The sequence below is a fragment of the Streptomyces sp. NBC_01006 genome, from assembly GCF_045162725.1.
Taxonomy (GTDB): Bacteria; Actinomycetota; Actinomycetes; order Streptomycetales; family Streptomycetaceae; genus Streptomyces.
Genome location: NZ_CP108700.1, coordinates 3,068,723 through 3,087,257, shown reverse-complemented (window position 1 = coordinate 3,087,257; position 18,535 = coordinate 3,068,723). Strand labels below are relative to the sequence as shown.

General features: G+C 74.2%; 15 protein-coding genes. 9 read left to right on the top strand and 6 right to left on the bottom strand.

The features are described 5' to 3' along the window. The 8 genes from OG509_RS13995 (at position 1) to OG509_RS13960 (ending at position 8,895) form a co-directional block, all read left to right on the top strand. A complete protein-coding gene (locus OG509_RS13995) occupies positions 1-1,881 on the top strand; it encodes a GTPase (protein WP_406182905.1) in 1,881 nt (626 codons plus the stop codon). A 98-nt stretch (positions 1,882-1,979) separates the two neighbouring features. Then, entirely contained in the window at positions 1,980-2,387 is a 408-nt protein-coding gene (locus tag OG509_RS13990; RefSeq protein WP_385577617.1) for a single-stranded DNA-binding protein, read from the top strand. 230 nt (positions 2,388-2,617) lie between these two features. Further along, positions 2,618-3,814: a thioester domain-containing protein gene (locus OG509_RS13985; RefSeq protein WP_406182904.1), complete on the top strand. Its 1,197-nt coding sequence runs from the start codon at positions 2,618-2,620 to the stop codon at positions 3,812-3,814. Positions 3,815-3,925: 111 nt separating this feature from the next. Beyond that, positions 3,926-5,410 carry a bifunctional phosphatase PAP2/diacylglycerol kinase family protein gene (locus OG509_RS13980; protein WP_406182903.1) on the top strand — a complete coding sequence of 495 codons (1,485 nt, stop codon included), beginning with the start codon at positions 3,926-3,928 and terminating at the stop codon, positions 5,408-5,410. A gap of 38 nt (positions 5,411-5,448) precedes the next feature. Then, positions 5,449-5,832, top strand: coding sequence for a barstar family protein (locus OG509_RS13975; RefSeq protein ID WP_406182902.1), 384 nt, complete (start codon positions 5,449-5,451; stop codon positions 5,830-5,832). Positions 5,833-6,024: 192 nt separating this feature from the next. Beyond that, positions 6,025-7,689 (top strand): energy-dependent translational throttle protein EttA, encoded by a 1,665-nt coding sequence (gene ettA, locus OG509_RS13970; RefSeq protein ID WP_406182901.1) that lies wholly within the window; start codon positions 6,025-6,027, stop codon positions 7,687-7,689. A gap of 10 nt (positions 7,690-7,699) precedes the next feature. Beyond that, on the top strand, positions 7,700-8,176 hold the full coding sequence (locus OG509_RS13965; RefSeq protein ID WP_406182900.1) for an acyl-CoA thioesterase: 477 nt from the start codon (positions 7,700-7,702) through the stop codon (positions 8,174-8,176). Then, a complete protein-coding gene (locus tag OG509_RS13960; protein WP_385577600.1) occupies positions 8,173-8,895 on the top strand; it encodes a hypothetical protein in 723 nt (240 codons plus the stop codon). Before OG509_RS13965 ends, OG509_RS13960 begins: the two co-directional genes overlap by 4 nt. A gap of 72 nt (positions 8,896-8,967) precedes the next feature. Here the strand turns inward: OG509_RS13960 and OG509_RS13955 are convergent, their stop codons facing one another. Next, entirely contained in the window at positions 8,968-9,372 is a 405-nt protein-coding gene (locus OG509_RS13955; RefSeq protein ID WP_385577597.1) for a globin, read from the bottom strand. An 88-nt stretch (positions 9,373-9,460) separates the two neighbouring features. On the opposite strand from OG509_RS13955, the gene OG509_RS13950 reads away from it, so the two are divergent. Then, the gene (locus OG509_RS13950; RefSeq protein ID WP_406182899.1) at positions 9,461-10,477 is read left to right on the top strand and encodes a methyltransferase domain-containing protein; all 1,017 of its coding nucleotides are present in this window, start codon (positions 9,461-9,463) and stop codon (positions 10,475-10,477) included. A 21-nt stretch (positions 10,478-10,498) separates the two neighbouring features. On the opposite strand, the gene OG509_RS13945 is transcribed toward OG509_RS13950, so the two are convergent. The 5 genes from OG509_RS13945 to OG509_RS13925 all read right to left on the bottom strand — a co-directional run bounded on the left by OG509_RS13945 (position 10,499) and on the right by OG509_RS13925 (position 18,533). Next, positions 10,499-11,533, bottom strand: coding sequence for an FHA domain-containing protein (locus OG509_RS13945; RefSeq protein ID WP_406182897.1), 1,035 nt, complete (start codon positions 11,531-11,533; stop codon positions 10,499-10,501). Between the two features lie 63 nt (positions 11,534-11,596). Then, positions 11,597-12,922, bottom strand: a complete 1,326-nt coding sequence (locus OG509_RS13940) for a vWA domain-containing protein (RefSeq protein ID WP_406182896.1) — start codon at positions 12,920-12,922, stop codon at positions 11,597-11,599. Positions 12,923-12,963: 41 nt separating this feature from the next. Then, positions 12,964-14,418, bottom strand: a complete 1,455-nt coding sequence (locus OG509_RS13935) for a PP2C family protein-serine/threonine phosphatase (RefSeq protein ID WP_406182894.1) — start codon at positions 14,416-14,418, stop codon at positions 12,964-12,966. Between the two features lie 90 nt (positions 14,419-14,508). Next, entirely contained in the window at positions 14,509-17,268 is a 2,760-nt protein-coding gene (locus OG509_RS13930; protein ID WP_406182893.1) for a tetratricopeptide repeat protein, read from the bottom strand. Then, positions 17,265-18,533, bottom strand: a complete 1,269-nt coding sequence (locus OG509_RS13925; protein WP_406187571.1) for a hypothetical protein — start codon at positions 18,531-18,533, stop codon at positions 17,265-17,267. Before OG509_RS13925 ends, OG509_RS13930 begins: the two co-directional genes overlap by 4 nt. Between the last annotated feature and the right edge of the window lie 2 nt (positions 18,534-18,535).

The following is an 18,535-nucleotide window of genomic DNA, read 5'->3' as shown; positions in this document are numbered from 1 at the left end:
GTGACCGCTCTGACCGACCGCGACCGCACCGAAGACCGCTGGGACGACGGATTCATCGCACGTTCGCGCCGCCCGGGCCCGGGCGCGGGCGCCGGCGTCGGTGTCGACGTCGAGGACCGCGGCGACGGGGACGACGGAGGCGACGGGAGCGACGACGCGCTCATCCGTGCCGTCTCCGGCGCCGGAAACGACGGGGGCAAGGCGCCCTCGCCGCCGCTCAGCCCCGAAGGACAGGCCCTGCGCACCCGCCTCGAAGCGCTGCGCCAGCTGGTCGGGCTCTCACGGACCCGGCTCGACGGCAAGACCCTCGCCGAGGCCGGCCGGGTGCTCGACGAAGCGGCGGCGCGGCGCGGGCTGTCGCCGCAGCACACGGTCGTCGCGATCGCCGGAGCCACCGGAAGCGGCAAGTCCACGCTCTTCAATTCCCTCGCCGGAGTACAGATTTCCGAGACGGGGCTGCGCAGGCCGACGACCGCCGCGCCCATCGCGTGCAGCTGGTCCGACGGCGCGGCCGGGCTGCTCGACCGCCTGGAGATCCCGGGCCGGCTGCGCCGCCGGCCGCGCGAGACCTCCGAGGCCGGGGCGCTGCGCGGGATGGTCCTGGTGGACCTGCCGGACCTGGACTCCGCGGTCGGCGCCCACCGCGACCACGTGGACCGGGTGCTCGCCCTGGTCGACGCGGTGGTGTGGGTGGTCGACCCGGAGAAGTACGCCGATGCCGTGCTGCACGAGCGGTACCTGCGGCCGCTGGCCGGGCACGCCGAGGTGACGTTCGTGGTGCTGAACCAGGTGGACCGGCTGCCCGGAGAGTCGGCCGACCTCGTACTGGACGACCTGCGGCGGCTGCTCGACGACGACGGCATCGCGCTCGGCGAGCACGACGAGCCCGGCGCCACCGTCCTCGGGCTGTCCGCGCTGACCGGCGAGGGCGTCGGGGAACTCCGCGACCTCCTCGCACAATTCACCCAGGAGAAGGGCGCCGCGACCCGCAGGATCTCCGCCGATGTCGACCGGGCCGCCGGGCGCCTGCGCCCGCTGTACGTGGCCGACGGCCATCCGTCGCCGGAGATCGGGGAGGAGGCGCGCGCCGAGTTCGAGGACCGGCTCGCGGAGGCCGTCGGGGCGTACGCGGCCGGGCTCGCCGCCGAACGGGCCTGGCGGCGCAATGCAGGGAAGGCCTGCGGCACGCCGTGGCTTCGGCTGTGGCGGTGGTACGAGGGCCGGCGCGCCCCGCACACACTGGCCGGGCTGGCCGCCCTCGCGGTGATCGGCGGCAGCCGGGGCCAGGTGGGCGCGGAGGCGCCGGCCGAGGAGGAGGTGACCGCGCGCCAGCGGGTGGAGCAGGCCGTACGGGCGGTGGCCGACGCGGCGGCCGACGGGCTGCCCGACGCCTGGGAACAGGCGGTACGGGAGACCGCGGTGCGCGGAGCCGAGCAGCTCCCGGAGGCGCTGGACGAGATCGCGGTGACGCTGGGGTCGGCGGTCACGGTGCCCAGCGCCAGGCCGCCGCGGCCGACGTGGTGGCCGGCGGCGGTGCTGGCGCAGGCGGCGATGACGCTGCTGCAGATCTACGGCGGCCTGTGGCTGGTCGGGCAGATCGTCGGGGTCCTGGAGCCGCGTCTGATGCCGCCGGTGCTGTTGATGGTGGCGGGCATCGTCGGCGGGCCGCTGGTGGAGTGGGCCTGCTCGATCGCGGCCCGGGGCCCGGCGAGACGGTACGGGCAGGACGCGGAGCGGCGGCTGCGGCAGGCGGCGGCCGGCTGCGGGCGGGCCCGGGTGCTGGAGCCGGTGGCGGCGGAGCTGCTGCGCTACCGGGAGGTGCGCGAGCAGTACGCGACCGTGGCCGCAGGGGGGACGAAGTTGTCCACAACCCGCGAGTAATCCACAGGCCGGAGCGGGATTCGGGGGCTCGCGCCAGCATGGGTCGTACCTCGTGCGGACGGTCCGTGCGGGTACGGATGTGGGGGAGGGCCGCCGGGATGAACGACACCCTGGTGACACTGGTCGGCTATGTGGCCACGCAGATCGACTACAAGGAGACGGTGACCGGGCCGTCGGCGCGGTTCCGGTTCGCCGTGACGCCACGGTATTTCGACCGGCGCAAGGACGTGTGGACGGACGGGCCCACCAGCTTCTACACGGTGTGGGCGCGGCGCGCGCTCGCGGTGAACCTGGCCGGTTCCGTCGCGGTGGGAGAGCCGCTGGTGGTGCACGGGCGGCTGCGGGTGCGGGACGATCCGCCCGACGGGGAGGGCAACCGGTGGTTCTCCGCGGATATCGACGCGACGGCCATCGGGCACGACCTGAACCGGGGGACGGCGGCGTTCCGCCGGGTCGTCAAGGCGGACCCGCCACTGATGGCCACTCAGAAGGCGGCGGTGGTCTGAGTGTTCGAGGCGGTTAGGATTCCCCGGTACTCACGGGCACCTGGGTCATTGGCCCGAAGGGGAAGACTGTGTCGATTGCCGTTCCCGCATCCTCCGCTCCTGATTCCGCTCCTTCTTCGCTTGGTCCTTCCGCTACTCCTTCCGATACGCCGTGCGTTAGGCCTTCCGTCGCTTCCGAACCACCTGCCGGTGCCGTTACGCCTGCCACGCCTGCCACGCCAGCCGCGCCAGTGGCTGGGGTGGCAGGCGTACGGGCCTCTGCGCGGCGGCCGCTGGCGGCGGCGCTGCTGGCCGCGGCATTGGCCGCAGCCCCGGGCGCGCGGGCGGCCGCCGACTCCGGGACGCCCGCGCCCCGGACGCCGGAGGGCGCGAGCGCCGTGCTGGACGGGCTGAAGACGTACGGGCAGGCGGTCCTACATGCCAAAGACGGGTCGGTCCGGCAGATTCCGGCCGGGCTGTACGAGATGCGGGTCGACGGCGGCGGGATGCTCCAGACCTACGGGGTCGGAGTGGCGGGCAACGCCCAGCCGCAGGCCCGGTACGCGGAGAGCGGCTGGAGCGGCAGCCCGCTCGCCGAGAACGGGGAGGCGGGCCGGATCCGCTGGGTCCTGGAGCACTCGTATCCGCAGCTGAACGATCTCGCCGGACTGGCGAAGGCGGCCGGGGCCGGGGCTCTGACCGCGGAGAGCGCGGCGGCCGGGACGCAGGTCGCGATCTGGCGGCTGGCGGACGGGGCGCAGGTGGAGGCCGCCGACCCGGCGGCGGAGAAGCTGGCCGACTACCTCCAGCGCTCGGCGGGCAAGCTGCCGGAGCCGCCGGCCTCGCTGGGACTGGATCCCGGGAGCGTGTCGGGGCCGGTGGGCACCCGCCTCGGGCCGGTCACCGTACGGACGGGGGCGCACAGAGTGACGGTCACCCCGGACGCGGCGGCCGCGGCGATGGGGGTGCGGGTGGTGGACGCCGAGGGGCGACCGGTCACCACCGCGGCGAACGGGAGCCGGCTGTACTTCGAGGTGCCCGCCGGCACCCCGGACGGCTCGGCGTCGGTCACCGTCCAGGGCTCCACGAAGGTGCCGGTCGGGCGGGTCTTCACCAGTGAGGTGCCGAGCCAGACCCAGATCGTGGCCGGCTCCAGCGAGTCCGCCCTGGCGGCCACGGCGAGCGCGGTCTGGCCGCAGCCGGTGGTCGTCGCGCAGACCGGCACCACGGGCGACGGGCCGGCGGTGACGCAGGCCTCGGCCTCGGCGGCCGCGGCCGCAGCCGCGGCTTCGTCGGAGTCCAGCCCGGACGAGGAGCGCCTGGCCACCAGCGGCAGCTCGGCCGCGACCCCGATCATCGCCTCGCTGGCGGTGGGCCTGGTGGTCCTGGGCGGGCTGGTGGTCCTGCTCCTGCGCAAGCGCCCGCTCGACGAGGAGGACGAAGCGTAGGGGCGTCCGCATCCCCTGGGGGGCGGGGCCCATGGGTGGCGGCATGTCGGCCATGAGCTCGCTCGGTGGTTCGTGCTGGTTTCGACGCGGAGGCGTGGGTAGACGACGGAGATGGCTGATCAGGAGTTGACCTGGCGGGGCGCCGCCGCACGGTGGGACCGGGCACTGTTCGACGGGGTGGCCCGGCGGCACTGGCCGGCGGGCGACCGGGTGCTGCCGAGGCTGGGGCGGGCCGCAAACCACGGGGTGCTGTGGGGCGGGGCCGCCGCGGCGATCGCGGTCCTCGGCTCGACCCGGGCCCGTAGGGCGGCGATGTGCGGAGCCGCGTCGCTGGCGCTGGCCTCGGCGACCGTGAACACCGTCGGCAAATGGTCCGTACGCCGGCCCCGGCCGCTGCTGGAGGGGGTGCCCGAGGTGCGGCGGCTCGTGACGCAGCCGTCGACCACCTCGTTCCCGTCCGGTCACTCGGCGTCTGCGTTCGCGTTCACCACCGGCCTGGCGCTGGGAGCACCGGGCTGGGGCGCGGCACTGGCCCCGGTGGCGGCGTCGGTGGCGTTCTCCCGCGTGTACACGGGGGTCCACTACCCGTCCGACGTGGCCGCCGGGGCGGCGCTGGGCGTGGCCGCCGGTCTCGTCGTACGCCGCCTCGCCCGCGGCGCGGAGGAAGCGCGGGTCGTTCCCGGCGACGAGCGGACGGCCACTGAGGCGCCCGCGCTGCCGGACGGGGCCGGGCTCACCGTCGTGGTCAACACCGGGTCCGGCACTGCCGCCGCCGCGGGGCTCGACGTACTGCACGCCCGGCTGCCCAAGGCCGAGGTGGTCGAGTGCGAGGGCCCGGAGCTGCCCGCGCAGCTGGCGGCGGCGGCCGCCCGGTCCACCGTGCTCGGGGTGTGCGGCGGCGACGGCACGGTCAACGCGGCCGCCACCGCCGCGCTGCGGGCCGGGGTGCCGCTCGCCGTGTTCCCCGGCGGCACGCTCAACCACTTCGCGCTGGACCTCGGCCTGGGCGGAGCCGAGGACACCTGCCGCGCCGTCGCCGCCGGCAGCGCGGTCCGGGTCAGCGCGGGCCGCTTCACCCCCGGCCCGGACCCCGAGGACGGCAGCTCCGGGTACTTCCTGAACACCTTCAGCATCGGCGCCTACCCCGAGCTGCTGCGCCACCGCCTGCACTGGGCGCCGCGGATCGGCGGCGGCCCCGCCGCGCTGCTGGCCGCGTGGAGGGTCCTGCGCGCGGAGCGCCCCGTACGGCTCCGGCTGGCCGGGCGGCCCCGGAGCGTCTGGCTCCTCTTCGCCGGCAACGGCACGTACCACGGCACCGGAGCGACCCCCCGTCGCCGTGACAGCCTCGGCGAGGGCCTGCTCGACGTCCGTCTCGTCCACGGCGGCGGCCGCCCCGGCCCGCGCCTGCTCGCCGCCGCGTTCACGGGTCCGCTGAGCCGTTCCCCCGTCCACACGGCCACCCGCCTGCGCAGTCTCCGCATCGGCGACATCCCGCCGGGTACCCCGCTCGCGTACGACGGCGAATACACCCCCGCCCCGCCCGCCCTCGTCCTCGACACCCTCCCGGACGCCCTGACGGTCTACCGCCCCCGTTGACCCACCGCCCCCGACGGTACGACCTAGGCTCGGGCAGCATGACGACCTACGTGCTGGACGGCGGCCGGATCGGGACGCTGGACGACTTCTGGACGCTGATGGGTGAAGCCGTCAACGGCCCCGGGGGCTACTTCGGCCGGAATCTCGACAGCTTCGTCGACTGCCTCCGGGGCGGCTTCGGGACCCCTGACGGCGGCGGCTTCGTGATCGAGTGGCGGGGCCACGAGCTGTCCTGCCGGGCTCTCGGCCACCCGGAGACGGCCCGCCACCTGGAGGGCGTGCTGGCGCGCTGCCACCCCACGAACCGGGCCCGAGTAGCCGAGGAGCTCGCGCAGGCGCGCAGCGGCCGGGGTCCGACCCTGTTCGGCATCCTCACGGAGATCATCGAGAACCAGGGCCCGGGCACCCTCCGCCTGCGCTGATGGATCCCGCCGCTCGGCCGGCCGCGTGGCCGACGGTGACCCGGTCGTCACGGAGTCCTGGCGGAAGCCCCCCGGGAGCCCCTCGGGAACCGTCCGGGCGTGCGGGGGCCGAGCTACCCATTCGCCCGTAGGTGTAGACGACTGGCAAGATGGGGTGTATCTGCCCACCATCGATCTGCCGGACGGTTTCTCTTGGCTGAGTTCATCTACACCATGCGCAAGACGCGCAAGGCGCACGGCGACAAGGTGATTCTTGATGACGTCTCCTTGAACTTCCTGCCCGGCGCGAAGATCGGTGTGGTCGGCCCCAACGGCGCCGGTAAGTCCACCGTTCTGAAGATCATGGCGGGCCTGGAGCAGCCGTCCAACGGTGACGCCTTCCTGTCGCCCGGCTACACCGTCGGCATCCTCATGCAGGAGCCCAAGCTCGACGAGTCCAAGACCGTCCTGGAGAACGTCCAGGACGGCGCCGCCGACACCATGAAGAAGCTCAAGCGCTTCAACGAGGTCGCCGAGCTGATGGGCGTCGAGTACACCGACGCCCTCATGGACGAGATGGGCAAGCTCCAGGAGGACCTCGACCACTCCAACGCCTGGGACCTGGACGCCCAGCTGGAGCAGGCCATGGACGCGCTGGGCTGCCCGCCCGGCGACTGGCCGGTCACCAACCTCTCCGGTGGCGAGAAGCGCCGCGTGGCGCTGTGCAAGCTGCTGATCGAGGCCCCGGACCTGCTCCTCCTCGACGAGCCCACCAACCACCTCGACGCCGAGTCGGTGAACTGGCTGGAGCAGCACCTCTCCAAGTACGCGGGCTGCGTCATCGCCGTCACCCACGACCGCTACTTCCTGAACAACGTCGCCGAGTGGATCCTCGAACTCGACCGCGGCCGGGCGATCGCCTACGAGGGCAACTACTCCACCTACCTGGAGAAGAAGCAGGCGCGCCTGAAGGTCGAGGGCCGCAAGGACGAGAAGCGCCAGAAGCGCCTCAAGGAAGAGCTGGAGTGGGTCCGCTCCAACGCCAAGGGCCGCCAGACCAAGTCCAAGGCCCGTCTCGCCCGCTACGAGGAGATGGCGGCCGAGGCGGACAAGATGCGCAAGCTGGACTTCGAGGAGATCCAGATCCCGCCGGGCCCGCGTCTGGGCTCGATCGTGGTCGAGGTCAACAACCTCTCCAAGGCGTTCGGCGACAAGGTCCTCATCGACGACCTGTCCTTCACGCTGCCGCGCAACGGCATCGTCGGCATCATCGGCCCCAACGGCGCCGGCAAGACCACGCTCTTCAAGATGCTCCAGGGCCTGGAGGCGCCGGACGCCGGCTCCGTCAAGGTCGGCGAGACCGTCAAGATCAGCTACGTCGACCAGTCCCGCGCCAACATCGACCCCAAGAAGACCCTCTGGGCGGTCGTGTCGGACGAGCTGGACTACATCAACGTCGGCCAGGTCGAGATGCCGTCGCGCGCCTACGTCAGCGCCTTCGGCTTCAAGGGCCCCGACCAGCAGAAGCCGGCCGGCGTCCTGTCCGGTGGTGAGCGCAACCGCCTCAACCTGGCGCTGACGCTCAAGGAGGGCGGCAACCTGCTGCTCCTCGACGAGCCCACCAACGACCTCGACGTCGAGACCCTGTCCTCGCTCGAGAACGCGCTCCTCGAATTCCCGGGCGCGGCCGTGGTCATCTCCCACGACCGCTGGTTCCTCGACCGAGTCGCCACGCACATCCTGGCGTACGAGGGCGAGTCCAAGTGGTACTGGTTCGAAGGCAACTTCGAGTCCTACGAGAAGAACAAGATCGAGCGTCTCGGCCCGGACGCGGCCCGTCCGCACCGTGCCACCTACAAGAAGCTCACGCGAGGCTGAGGCCGGAACCATGGCCAGACACCACTACCGGTGCCCCCTGCGCTGGGCGGACATGGATGCCTTCGGGCACGTCAACAACGTCGTCTTCCTCCGCTATCTGGAGGAGGCGCGGATCGACTTCATGTTCCGCCTCGCGCCGGGGGAGGGCAGCGAGTCCTTCACGGGCGGCTCCGTCGTGGCCCGCCACGAGATCGACTACAAGCTGCCCCTCGTCCACCGTCACGAGCCCGTCCTCATCGAGTCCTGGGTGACCCGGATCGGCGCCGCGTCCCTGACCATCCGCTACGAGGTCAAGGACGAGGCGACCGAGGACGCGCCCGAGACGGTGTACGTGCGCGCCGAGACGGTGGTCGTGCCGTACAACCTCGCCGAGGGGCGGCCCCGCCGCATCACGGCCGAGGAGAGGGGCTTCCTCCAGGAGTACCTCGACGAGCCGGCCCGGCCGGCCGGCAAGGCCAAGGCCGCCGAAGGGCGCCTGGCGGCATGACCGAGCAGTTGCGCTTCGCCGACTCCGGGGAGGCGGCGGACCTCGCCGCCTTCCTGGGCCGGCTGGTGCACTACGACCGCGCCGCCGCGGTCCGCCTGCAGGCGCAGGCGGGCGGCGGCGCGCTCGCCGTTTTCGGACGGCCGGCCTCCTTCGAGGTGCTGGCCGTCCGCACGGTGCGCCTCGCCGTACCCGTCTCCCGCCCGCTGGACGTGACGGTGTCCGCCGGCGAGCTGCTGGAATCCGTGGACGAGGCCGCCGCGAGCACAGCCGTCCCCGCGCCGGTCACCGGCCCCCCGTGGACCGGGGTGCTCCCGCCCCGCGGCGGCTGGCGGCAGCTGCCCGGGCTGCCCGGCCCCGAGGCGATACGGGCCGCCGTGAGCGCCTCCGTCGCCGAGTTCCGGGCCCGTGACGAGGCCCTGCCCCCGCAGCACCGGACCCGGTCCGAGCGGGACCGCATCGGCCGCGAGATCTGGTCCAGGACGCTGGGCGACACCGAGCTCCCGCTGCGCGCCGTGCACGCCGCGCAGTCCCTGGGCTTCCTGCGGCCGGTCCGGTCGGCCGTGGCGAGCGGTGTAGGCGCCCCCGGCGCCGCCCCCGACCCGGTGGCCCTGCTCGCCTCCGGCGGCTGGCTGCGGCTGCGCACCCCGTACGGCTCGATCGCTATGCGCCGCCCCGGCGGCGTCGGGGGCCTGGGCGCCCTCCAGGTCCGGCCGGTCTAGTCCGGCCCGGCGCGGGCCCGCCCCTCCGGTAGGGGTTCCGCGTACGGGACCTCGTACCGGACCTCGTACGGGCTATCCCGCAGTGTTGATCATCGAGGCGGCGGCGTACGTCAGGTACCGCCACAGCTGCGCCTCCAGCTCCGGCGCCAGGCCCAGCTCGTCCACCGCCACGCGCATGTGGCCCAGCCAGGCGTCGTGCGCCGCCGCGTCCACCTGGAACGGGGCGTGCCGCATCCGCAGGCGCGGGTGGCCGCGGTTCTCGCTGTACGTGTTCGGGCCTCCCCAGTACTGCATCAGGAACAGGGCGAACCGCTCCTCGGCCGGGCCGAGGTCCTCCTCCGGGTACATGGGGCGCAGCAGCGGGTCCTGCGCGACCCCCTGGTAGAAGCGCCGCACCAGACGGCGGAACGTCTCCTCGCCGCCCACCTGCTCGTAGAACGTCTGCTCCTGAACCGTGCCCCGCGGAATCTCATTCACCCGACCATCGTCTCAGACGCCCGGACGGAGGACGGAGGTCTTAGGACCACCGTTCGCCTCCCGGGCCCGGTCGCAGGACAGTGGAGCCATGGGTGCACACGCCGCTCACTCCGCACGTCCCGGACGCTCCCCGCACGCCCCGCACGCCGAGGCGCGGGACCTGCGGGACACTGCCCACGCCGCGCAGGTGCGGGAGCTGACCGCCGCCGGGGTACTGGAGGATCCCGCCTGGCGGGCCGCCTTCGCGGCGGTGCCCCGGCACCTCTTCGTCCCGTACTTCTTCACCGGCCGCGGGGCCGGCCACGAGCGGCTCTGGGGCGAGGACCCGGACCCGGCCCACCGGGCCCGCTGGCTGCGCGGGGTCTACACGGACGCCCCGCTCGCCACCCGGCTGCGCGACGGCGAGCTTGTCTCCTCCAGCAGCCAGCCGTCCCTGATGGCGAAGATGCTGGAGTCGCTGGACGTCCGCGACGGGGACGACGTGCTGGAGATCGGTACAGGCACCGGCTACACCGCCGCACTGCTCAGCCATCGGCTCGGCGAGGAGCACGTCACCACGATCGACCTGGACGAGGAGATCACCGAGTCCGCCCGGGCGCACCTGGCCCTGCTCGGCCTCCGGCCGACCGTGGTCACCGGGGACGGGGCGCGCGGCTGCCCCTCCAGGGCCCCCTTCGACCGGATCCTGGTGACCTGCACGCTCCCGCTGATCCCGCACGCCTGGCTCGGCCAGTGCCGGCCCGGGGCGCGGATCCTGGCCCCGCTGTCGACCGGGCTGATCGCGCTGACGGTCCGGGACGCCGAATTCGCGGAGGGCCGCTTCCAGCACACCTCGGCGTACTTCGTCCGGCTGCGCGGGGCCACGGCCTCGCCGACCGCGCCCGGGATGCCGTACGGGCTCCCGTACGAGCTGGTGGAGAACGAGCGGTTCCAGTTCATGCTCGTACTGACGGCGGGCGCGCTGCACGCGCGCGAGGCCCTGGACCTGTGGCGCGGCGAGGGCCGGCCGGGCCGCGAGCGGTTCGGGGTGACGGTCAGCGCGGAGGGGCAGTGGGCCTGGCTCGACGACCCCCAGGGCCCGTACGTATGGCCTCTGGGGGAGTGAGGCAGGTATGACCTCCGCCGGCTAACCCCGGCGGATGGTGATCGTGGTCCAGGCGCCCACGTGGACCCGGTCGCCGTCGGTGAGGGGCACCGGGACGTAGGGCTGGATCGGCTCCTCGCCGCCGTTGATGGTGGTGCCGTTGGTGGAGTTCTGGTCCACGACCGCCCAGCTGAGGTCGGGCTGCTGGACGAGCACCGCGTGCTGGTGGGAGACGCCCGGGTCCTCCGGGGGCACCGACAGGTCGATGTCCGGGGACTCGCCCGTGGAGGCGCGGCGGCGGCCGATGGTGATCTGGCCGCCAGAAAGCGGAAGATGCTGCTCCGGGGAGTACGCGGGCAGGTTGAGCCCGGCCGCCTCGGGGCCGCTGCGCTGCATCATCGCCATGAAGTACGAGCGGTCGGGGCCGATCGTCGCGCTCCACGCGCCGGTGCTCTGGGGCCGGAACGGCTGCTGGGGCTGGTGCTGCTGCTGGGCCTGCGGCGCCTGCTGGTACTCGTGCGGCTGCTGCTGGTACTCCGGCTGCTGGTACTCCCGGAGCGGCGGCGGGGGCTGCTGCGGGTACTGCGGCTGCTGCGGCTGCTGATGGCCCTGCGACGGCGGCGGCAGCAGCCAGTCGTCCTCGCGCTGCAGCGGCTCGGCCGGCCGGTTGACCCGGGACGGCCGGGAGCCCTGGTACTCGAAGTGGTCCTGGGAGAATGGCGCCGAGGCGGGCATCTGCGGCGCGGGAGGCGGCGGCGGAGGCGGCGGGGTGGCCCCGGTGCCGTTCCCGCCCGCGGCTCCCGCGTCCGTGCCCGGCGGGGTGAGCGGCGTGTACGAGGTCGCCGAGCGCGTCAGGAAGTTGTACCGGCACTCCTCGCAGAACGGGGCCATGGCCTCGCGCGGGGTCCGGCACTGCGGGCAGAGCTCGGCCTGGGCGGTCGGCTCACCGGCGCTGGGAGGGTAGCCGTAGCCGTAGGAGGGCGCCGCGGGCGCGCCCGCGGCGGCAGCCATGCGGTGGCCGCAGACCTCGCACCAGTCGTCGGAGGCGGACTGGTGCCCGTTCGGGCAGGTCGGCATGGCGGCTCTTCCCCCTTCAGCCTGCGTCATCGCGTCAGGTCTTCTCAGGTCTCTCAGGTGGTCTCAGGACTTCTTCACACGGACGGTCTGGATCGAACGCGTTTCGAGGGTCATCTCGTCGGCATCCGCGACCTTCGCCTTCAGCCGCACAGTACCCGCCGCCGCATCGACGACATCCACCACCTTCGCGAGCAGTTTGGCCGTGTCCGCGTTTCCGGAGGCACTGGCCAGTTGCACGGCACGGCCGAGCTTGGCCGTGGCGCCGCCGACATCGCCCAGTTTGCGCGCTTCCAGGCCCTGTTGGATAGCCTGCGCGAGCTCCGCCTGCCCCGTGTAGTGCGCGACCTGCGGATTGATGGCGGTGGAAGCGGCCAGATCGTCCGTCCACACCGCCCGTACGAGTCCCTGCGCGAGCGTGGCGGGCGGCTCGCCCGGCGCACCGGGGAGCAGGAGCGTGGCCCTGGCGGCCAGCATCTCCTGCCCGACGGACGCGGCCGGGACCCGGACGCACACGTGGTACTCGCGGGACTCGTCGCCCCAGGACCCGGTCGGGTAGTCGCCGGCCCGCGGGCCCGCCTCGGAGCGGCGGTCGCTGAGGTCCTGGACGGTGGGCGCGACCTGTTTGACGTACTGGATCTCCACGCCGACCGGGGTCCACAGGCGCAGCGCGACGTCCGCGACCTCCTTGCCCATGACGTTCGCCATCATGAGCGTGAAGTCCTCGGTGAGGTGCGCCGGATCGGCCACGATGTCGGCCGAGCCGAGCAGCGCGCTGGCGATGCCGGTGACCTCTTTGACCTCCCAGTCGGTCCCCACCCCGCGGGCGTCGCAGGTGAAGCGGCCCGCGCAGGCCTCCAGGGTGGCGCGGAGCACGGCCGGTTCCTCGTGCTCGTTGCGGCCGTCGGTGAGCAGGATGCCGTGCCGGATGGCGGCGGGGGACTGGCGCAGCAGGCCGTCGGCGAGGCGCAGCCAGGTGCCGATGGCGGTGCCGCCGCCGGCGCTCAGGCCGCGCAGGGCCTCCTTGGCCTGGGCGCGGGTGGCCGGGTCGGCGAAGGCGAGGCGGCCCTGGCCGGGGTAGACCTCCTTGGCCACGTGCGTGCCGGCGATGACGGCGAACGCGGTGCCGTCGCGCAGGGTGTCGATCGCGGCGGCGGTGGCCTCGCGGGCGCCGCGCATCTTGTCCGGCGGGTACTCCATGGACCCCGAGCAGTCCACCATGATCACGACGGCGGCCGAGCCGTGGGCGGCCGCCGCGCGGGTGGCGGTGGCGCCTCCGGTGGACGTGACCGTGACGATGGCGTGGACGTCCCGCCCGCCCTCGGGGAGGAACTCGTTCTGGTACACCTCCACGCTGAAGCGCGGGGCGCTCGGCTTGGCGAAGTTCGCCATCGGCTGGACTCCTAGGAGAGGACGGGGTGTGGGCGGGTGGATCAGGCCTGAGGGCGTGCTTCCGGTTCCACTTGCCCTTCCGTTTCCGTTTCCGATCCCGCTCGCGCAACTGCTGCCGCCGCGGTGGTCGTTGCCGCTCCCGGGACGGCCGGTGCGGCGAACGGGACGATGGCCACCGTGACGTTGTCGTGGCCGCCCCCGTCGAGGGCGTGCCCCACCAGGACCTGCGCGCTGTGCAGGGGGCGGGCGGCGGCGTCCGCGGGCAGCACCTGGGCCATGTCCTGCGCGGACTCGGCGTAGTTCCACAGGCCGTCGGTGCAGACGACCACCACGCCCGCGTGGTCCGGCTTGAACGTGGCGGTGTGCGGCTCCAGGTCGTACGCGTCGGCCCCGAGCCAGCCCGTGATGGCGTGGGCGCGGACATCGGCGTAGGCCTCGGCCTCGCCCATCAGCCCGGCCGCGACCATCTGGGCCGCCCAGGAGTCGTCCTCGGTGAGACGGCGCGGCAGCGCGTCCCGGTCGTCCGGGACCCAGTACGCGCGGCTGTCGCCGACCCAGCCGACGGTCAGCAGCTCGCCGCTGACGACGGCGCCGACCAGGGTACAGGCGGGGGCGTTCTGGGCGCCCGGGACCTCCGGGGCCAGGGCGTTCACGGCGGCGGCCGCGGCCAGGATGGCGTCGTGCATGGCCTCCTGGGGGTGGGCGCCGCGCGGGAGGGCGTCGAGCAGGGCCTCGTTGGCGGCGCCGGCCGCGGCGGCCGATGCCTCGTCGGGGCGGCTGGCGGAGGAGACGCCGTCGCAGACGATGGCCACGGTGGCGGCCGATCCGTCGGGCAGGGCCGTGGCCGCGACCGCGAACGAGTCCTCGTTGCGGTGGTGGCGCAGCCCCCGGTCACTGACGGCGGCGACGCTGCCGAGCTCCTCCTCCAGGTGGTCCCGTTCGCGGGGCTGGGCGTGCCCGCAGTGCTCGCAGTACCCGTCGGTGTCGACGCGCCCGGCCCGGCAGGCCACGCAGGTCTTCCCGCCTTCGCCGCCCGCGGGAGCGCTCCCCTGCGGGGTGTCGGAGGCGTACGGGTCCTCGTGCCCGGGGCCGGCGCCGCCGTACGGGGCTTCGGGCGCGCCCCAGGGGGTCCCCTCGGGCGGGGTGGGGGTGCTGCCGGGCCGGTCGTGGCGGATCTCGCCGCCGCCGGGCGCCGGATCGGGCGCGCTGCCGTACGCCGGGTCGGGCGCGCCGTACGAGGAGCCCTGCGGCGGTACGGGAGCCGCCGCGGCGACGGGGGCGGGGGCGGAGGCGGGGGCGGCGGCCGGCTCCGCCGGGGCGGACCACCCGGCGGTGTCCCCGACCAGCGTCGGCGCCGCGCCGGCGGCGACACTGCCCCACCCGGGCGCGGGCTCCGCGAGGACGTAGCCCCCCGTCGGGCCGGTCGGCGGGGCCGGGAGCGTCGGGATCGGGAGCGTCGGCTCGTCCCGGGACACGGGAGGGGGCGCGGCGGACACGGGAGAGCCGCAGACGCCGCAGAAACGGTCACCCTCCTCGAGGGGCTCCGCGCAGCTGGGGCAGCCAGACGGCCGATGCATCGACATCACTCACACCCACGTCCGGGGACGGAAACGGTTTGCCCGCTCCACCAGTTCGATCCTGTCCTCGCCCCGCTGCGCCAGCCGCGCGAGCACGCGGTACGAGCGCTCCAGGCCGAAGCGCAGGCCCCGCTCGTCCAGTTGACTGCCGAGCAGCGAGGTCCGACCGGGGTCGGAACCCCGGCTACCCGACAGTACCCAGTCCAGGGCCGAGCCCAGAACCTCGGTCGACAGCCGTTCGTGCCGCACCGCGTCCAGGCCGAACCGCTCCAGGGCCTCCACCTGCGCGGCAGCCGCCGTCAGATCCGGAAGCAGAGCCTCCTCGGGAGACCGGTCGCGCAGGCGTGCCCGTACCGCCGCCACCCGTGCGGCGGTGTAGTGGATCGAGGCCTCGGGCACGGACTCCAGCGTGTGCACCGCCCCCGACCGGTCGCCCGCGGCGAGTTGGACGCGGGCCAGCCCGAAGGAGGCGCTCACGAACCCCGGGTCGGTGCTCCACACCAGCCGGTAGTACTCGGCGGCGTTGTCCAACTGCCCCAGGATCTCCGCGCACAGGCCCAGCGCCAGCTTCGGCGCGGGCTCGCCCGGGAAGGCGTCGTAGATGGCGTCGAAGGACAGGGCCGCCATCTCGTCCTCGCCGGTGGCCAGCGAGGCGATCCCGCGCGCCCACACCACCCGCCAGTCGTCCGGATGCCGGCCTTCCAGATCGGCCAGGGCGGCTCCGGCCGCGGCGAGCTCGCCGAGCTCCAGTCGGGCCCGCAGCTCACGCAGCCGCAGCTCGGCCGAGTCGGCGGGCGCCGAACGCAGGGCGCCCAGCAGGTCGCCCGGTGCGGAGGCCAGGAGTCCGGCCAGGAAGCCTGCGTTGGGGTCTCCCGAGTCCACCAGCGGCACCGGCAGGGCCAGCGCCATGCCCCGGGCCTCCAGCGCGGCCAGTTCGGTGGCGCGCACGCCCGGCACGGGCACGGGCGCCGCCACCGGGGCCGCATGCCGGCCGGGCTGCTCCGGAGCCCGGCGCGCCGCCGGGACGGCTGCGGCCTGTCCGCCGACCCGGTGCGTCGAGGTCGTCCCGAGCGGAGCCGAGAGGGCCGCCGCCCCCGGGGCCACCGCCGCACCCGAGCCCGAGGCCGGAACCGAACCCGGAACCGGACCCGGCAGGATCGCCGACAGCCCGGGCCGACGCCCGGGCCGACGGCCGCCCGCCGCGGGCCCCGGCACCGCCCGCGCCCCCAGCCGGGACACCTCGGCCCCGGCCACGTCGGCGAACAGCCGGGTGTCCGGAACCCGCAGCTCCGGCCCGAAGAGCGTGGAGAGCTGCGGGCGCGGCCGGCCCGTCTGCAGCGCGACGACCTCCCGCAGCACGCCCGTCAGCTGGTCCGCCATCTCCTGCGCGGACGAGAACCGCCGGCCCGGATCCGGATCCGTCGCCCGGACCAGCAGCCGGTAGAAGGACTCGTACCGCCCGAACACCTCGATGTGCTCCGGGTCCGGCAGCGAATCCACGAACACGTTCGTGTAGCCCTGGAAGTCGAAGGTCAGGACGGCCAGCGTCCGCGCCACCGTGTACAGGTCGGAAGCGACCGAGGGGCCGAGCTCGGCCACCTCCGGAGCCTGGTATCCCACCGTGCCGTAGATGGCCGACTCCTCGTCGTCCATCCGGCGCACCGCGCCCATGTCGATCAGCTTCAGCTGGTCCTGCTGCTGGATCGCGTTGTCGACCTTGAAGTCGCAGTACAGAAGGTTCCTGCTGTGCAGGTGCCCGAGCGCCTCCAGTGCCTCGATCCCGTACGCACAGGCCTGCTCCACCGGCAGCGGATCGCGCCGGCCGTCGGGCCGCCGCCGCTCGTTCGCTATCTCCTTCAGCGATTTGCCGCCGACGTACTCCATGACGATGTACCCGTCCAGCGAACCCGTCCGCTGGTCCAGGTGCTCCACGAAGTTGTAGATCCGCACGATGTTGGAGTGCTCGATCTCCGCGAGGAAGCGCCGCTCCGAGATCGCCGCGGCCATCGCGTCCTGGTCCCCGGTGTCCAGCAGGCCCTTGAGCACCACCCACCGGTCCGAGACGGCCCGGTCCACCGCCAGGTACACCCAGCCGAGGCCGCCGTGCGCCAGACAGCCCGCCACCTCGTACTGACCGTGGACGACCTCCCCCGCACGCAACTTCGGCACGAAGGAGTACGGGTGCCCGCACTTGGTGCAGAAACCCTCGGTCCGGCCCGGCCGGTCGCCGCGCGAGCGGCCCACCGGAGCACCGCAGTCCGAGCGCGAGCAGAACCGCTTTCGCTCGGGCACCTCCGGGTTCTCCAGCACCGCCGCCGAGGGATCCGGACGCGGCACCTCCGGGATGTTGACCAGCCCGGCGCCCAGCCGGCCGCGCCCCGAGGACCCGGAGGCCGAGCCCGAACTGCGCACCGACACCGAGCGGCTGGACGCGGCGCCCGGCAGGGAGCGGGAGAGCCGGCCCGACACCGAGCGGCGCGAAGACGAGGAGCGCGAGGACCGTGAGGAGCGCGCCGAGGCCGACGTCGACCCCGAGCGGCCGGACCGGGCCGAACCCTGCGAACCCTGCGACCCCTGCGACCCGTTCGCGTCGGGGTAGCGGGCCGCGCTCGTCATCCCCGTCGGCGGCGAGACCAGCTCCTCCGCGCCCGCCGCGACGGCGCCGATCGGCGCCAGACCGCAGGTGTCGCAGTACAGCTCGCCGTCGCCCATGTCCTCGTACGACCCCGGGCAGCCGGGGCGAACGCACGCGGTTCCGACCAGACTCATGCGTCCTCCTCCTTCCCCGGCCCCTCGGGCCGGTACTGCGGCTGCGGTGGTGCCAGTGACTCGGCCGCCGCCTGCTGGTAACGCAGCACGGCCTGCTCGGCGGCCCGCAGATCGCAGGGCGCGCTCCACAACATCCGCCGGGCCGTGTCGTACCGCTCGATCAGGAGCGGGTCCTCCGCCATGCCGTGCCGGGCCACCTTCGCCTTGTACGCGTCCAGCCGCCCGCGCAGTTCCGCCCGTACCGCCAAGGGTGCCGTCACCGCTGTCAACGATTCGCGGGCCCGGCGCAGTTCCTCCTCGGCCCGCTCCTCCAGCGATTCCAGCAGTGGCGAGAGCCGGTGCCACCGGGCCTGGCGGCGGTACTCGGCCGCCGCCGCCAGCTGCTCCTGGAGCGCCGTCGGCGGCCCGCTCACCACGGGCACCTCCGACGCCGCGATCTTCGCCAGCACCTCGCCGCGCGCCGTCCGCGCCTCCGCCAGGGTCCGGTCGGCCCGCGAGAGCACGTCCCGCAGGCTGATCAGCCGCCGCTCGGCGTCCTGCCGTACGGCCAGGACCGCCTCGATCTCCCGCCGTACGTCCTCCAGCGCGACCGCGGCCCGGTCGTACCGGGTGGTGTCCGGACGGCCGCCGCCGGGCGCGGAACTCCCCGCCACCGGCTGCCAGAACGCCAGCGGGTCCGCGATCACCTGCTCCCGCAGCCCGGTCAGCTCGGCGGTGATCGCCTCCAGGTCGTCGCCCGAGGGGTGCTCGCCCGGGCGGACCCCCACCGAGTGGGCCAGCGAGCGCGTACGGTGCAGCTCCGCCGCGAGCAGGTCGATGCGGGCGGGCAGCGCCGACCACACCGAGTCGGCGGCCACCACCACGTCCAGCGAGCTCGCGTACAGCTCGTTCATCCGCGACACCAGCTCGGCGAGCGAGAGCCGCTCCGCCAGCGCCACGCCCTCCGCCCCGGCCCCGGCGATCAGCACCCCGGGCCCGCGCAGCCGCTCGGTCAGCTCGATCAGTTCCTCGCGGCCGGGCCAGCGGCGCCGCTCGCGGATCGCCCGGGCGGCGCCCAGCGCCCCGCTGTAGGCGTCGAAGTACGTCCACAGCCGGGTGATGGAGGCGTCGGCCGCCGCCCACCGCTCCTTGGTGACGCCGGTCAGTCCGGCCCCTTCCAGCAGCCGGCGCCCGGCGTGGTCCTGGAGGGCGAGCAGCGAGGTTTCGACGGCCTCGTGCTCCGCGCCGAGCCGGGCCAGGGCGCGGTCGACGTCGTCCCGGTCCATCA

Bases quoted from the DNA above. Each gene is read 5' to 3' on its own strand.
- OG509_RS13990 (WP_385577617.1), top strand. From the start codon at position 1,980: ATGAACGACACCCTGGTGACACTGGTCGGCTATGTGGCCACGCAGATC.
- OG509_RS13980 (WP_406182903.1), top strand. From the start codon at position 3,926: ATGGCTGATCAGGAGTTGACCTGGCGGGGCGCCGCCGCACGGTGGGAC.
- OG509_RS13975 (WP_406182902.1), top strand. From the start codon at position 5,449: ATGACGACCTACGTGCTGGACGGCGGCCGGATCGGGACGCTGGACGAC.
- OG509_RS13965 (WP_406182900.1), top strand. From the start codon at position 7,700: ATGGCCAGACACCACTACCGGTGCCCCCTGCGCTGGGCGGACATGGAT.
- OG509_RS13960 (WP_385577600.1), top strand. From the start codon at position 8,173: ATGACCGAGCAGTTGCGCTTCGCCGACTCCGGGGAGGCGGCGGACCTC.
- OG509_RS13950 (WP_406182899.1), top strand. From the start codon at position 9,461: ATGGGTGCACACGCCGCTCACTCCGCACGTCCCGGACGCTCCCCGCAC.
- OG509_RS13945 (WP_406182897.1), bottom strand. From the start codon at position 11,533: ATGCCGACCTGCCCGAACGGGCACCAGTCCGCCTCCGACGACTGGTGC.
- OG509_RS13940 (WP_406182896.1), bottom strand. From the start codon at position 12,922: ATGGCGAACTTCGCCAAGCCGAGCGCCCCGCGCTTCAGCGTGGAGGTG.
- OG509_RS13930 (WP_406182893.1), bottom strand. From the start codon at position 17,268: ATGAGTCTGGTCGGAACCGCGTGCGTTCGCCCCGGCTGCCCGGGGTCG.
- OG509_RS13925 (WP_406187571.1), bottom strand. From the start codon at position 18,533: ATGGACCGGGACGACGTCGACCGCGCCCTGGCCCGGCTCGGCGCGGAG.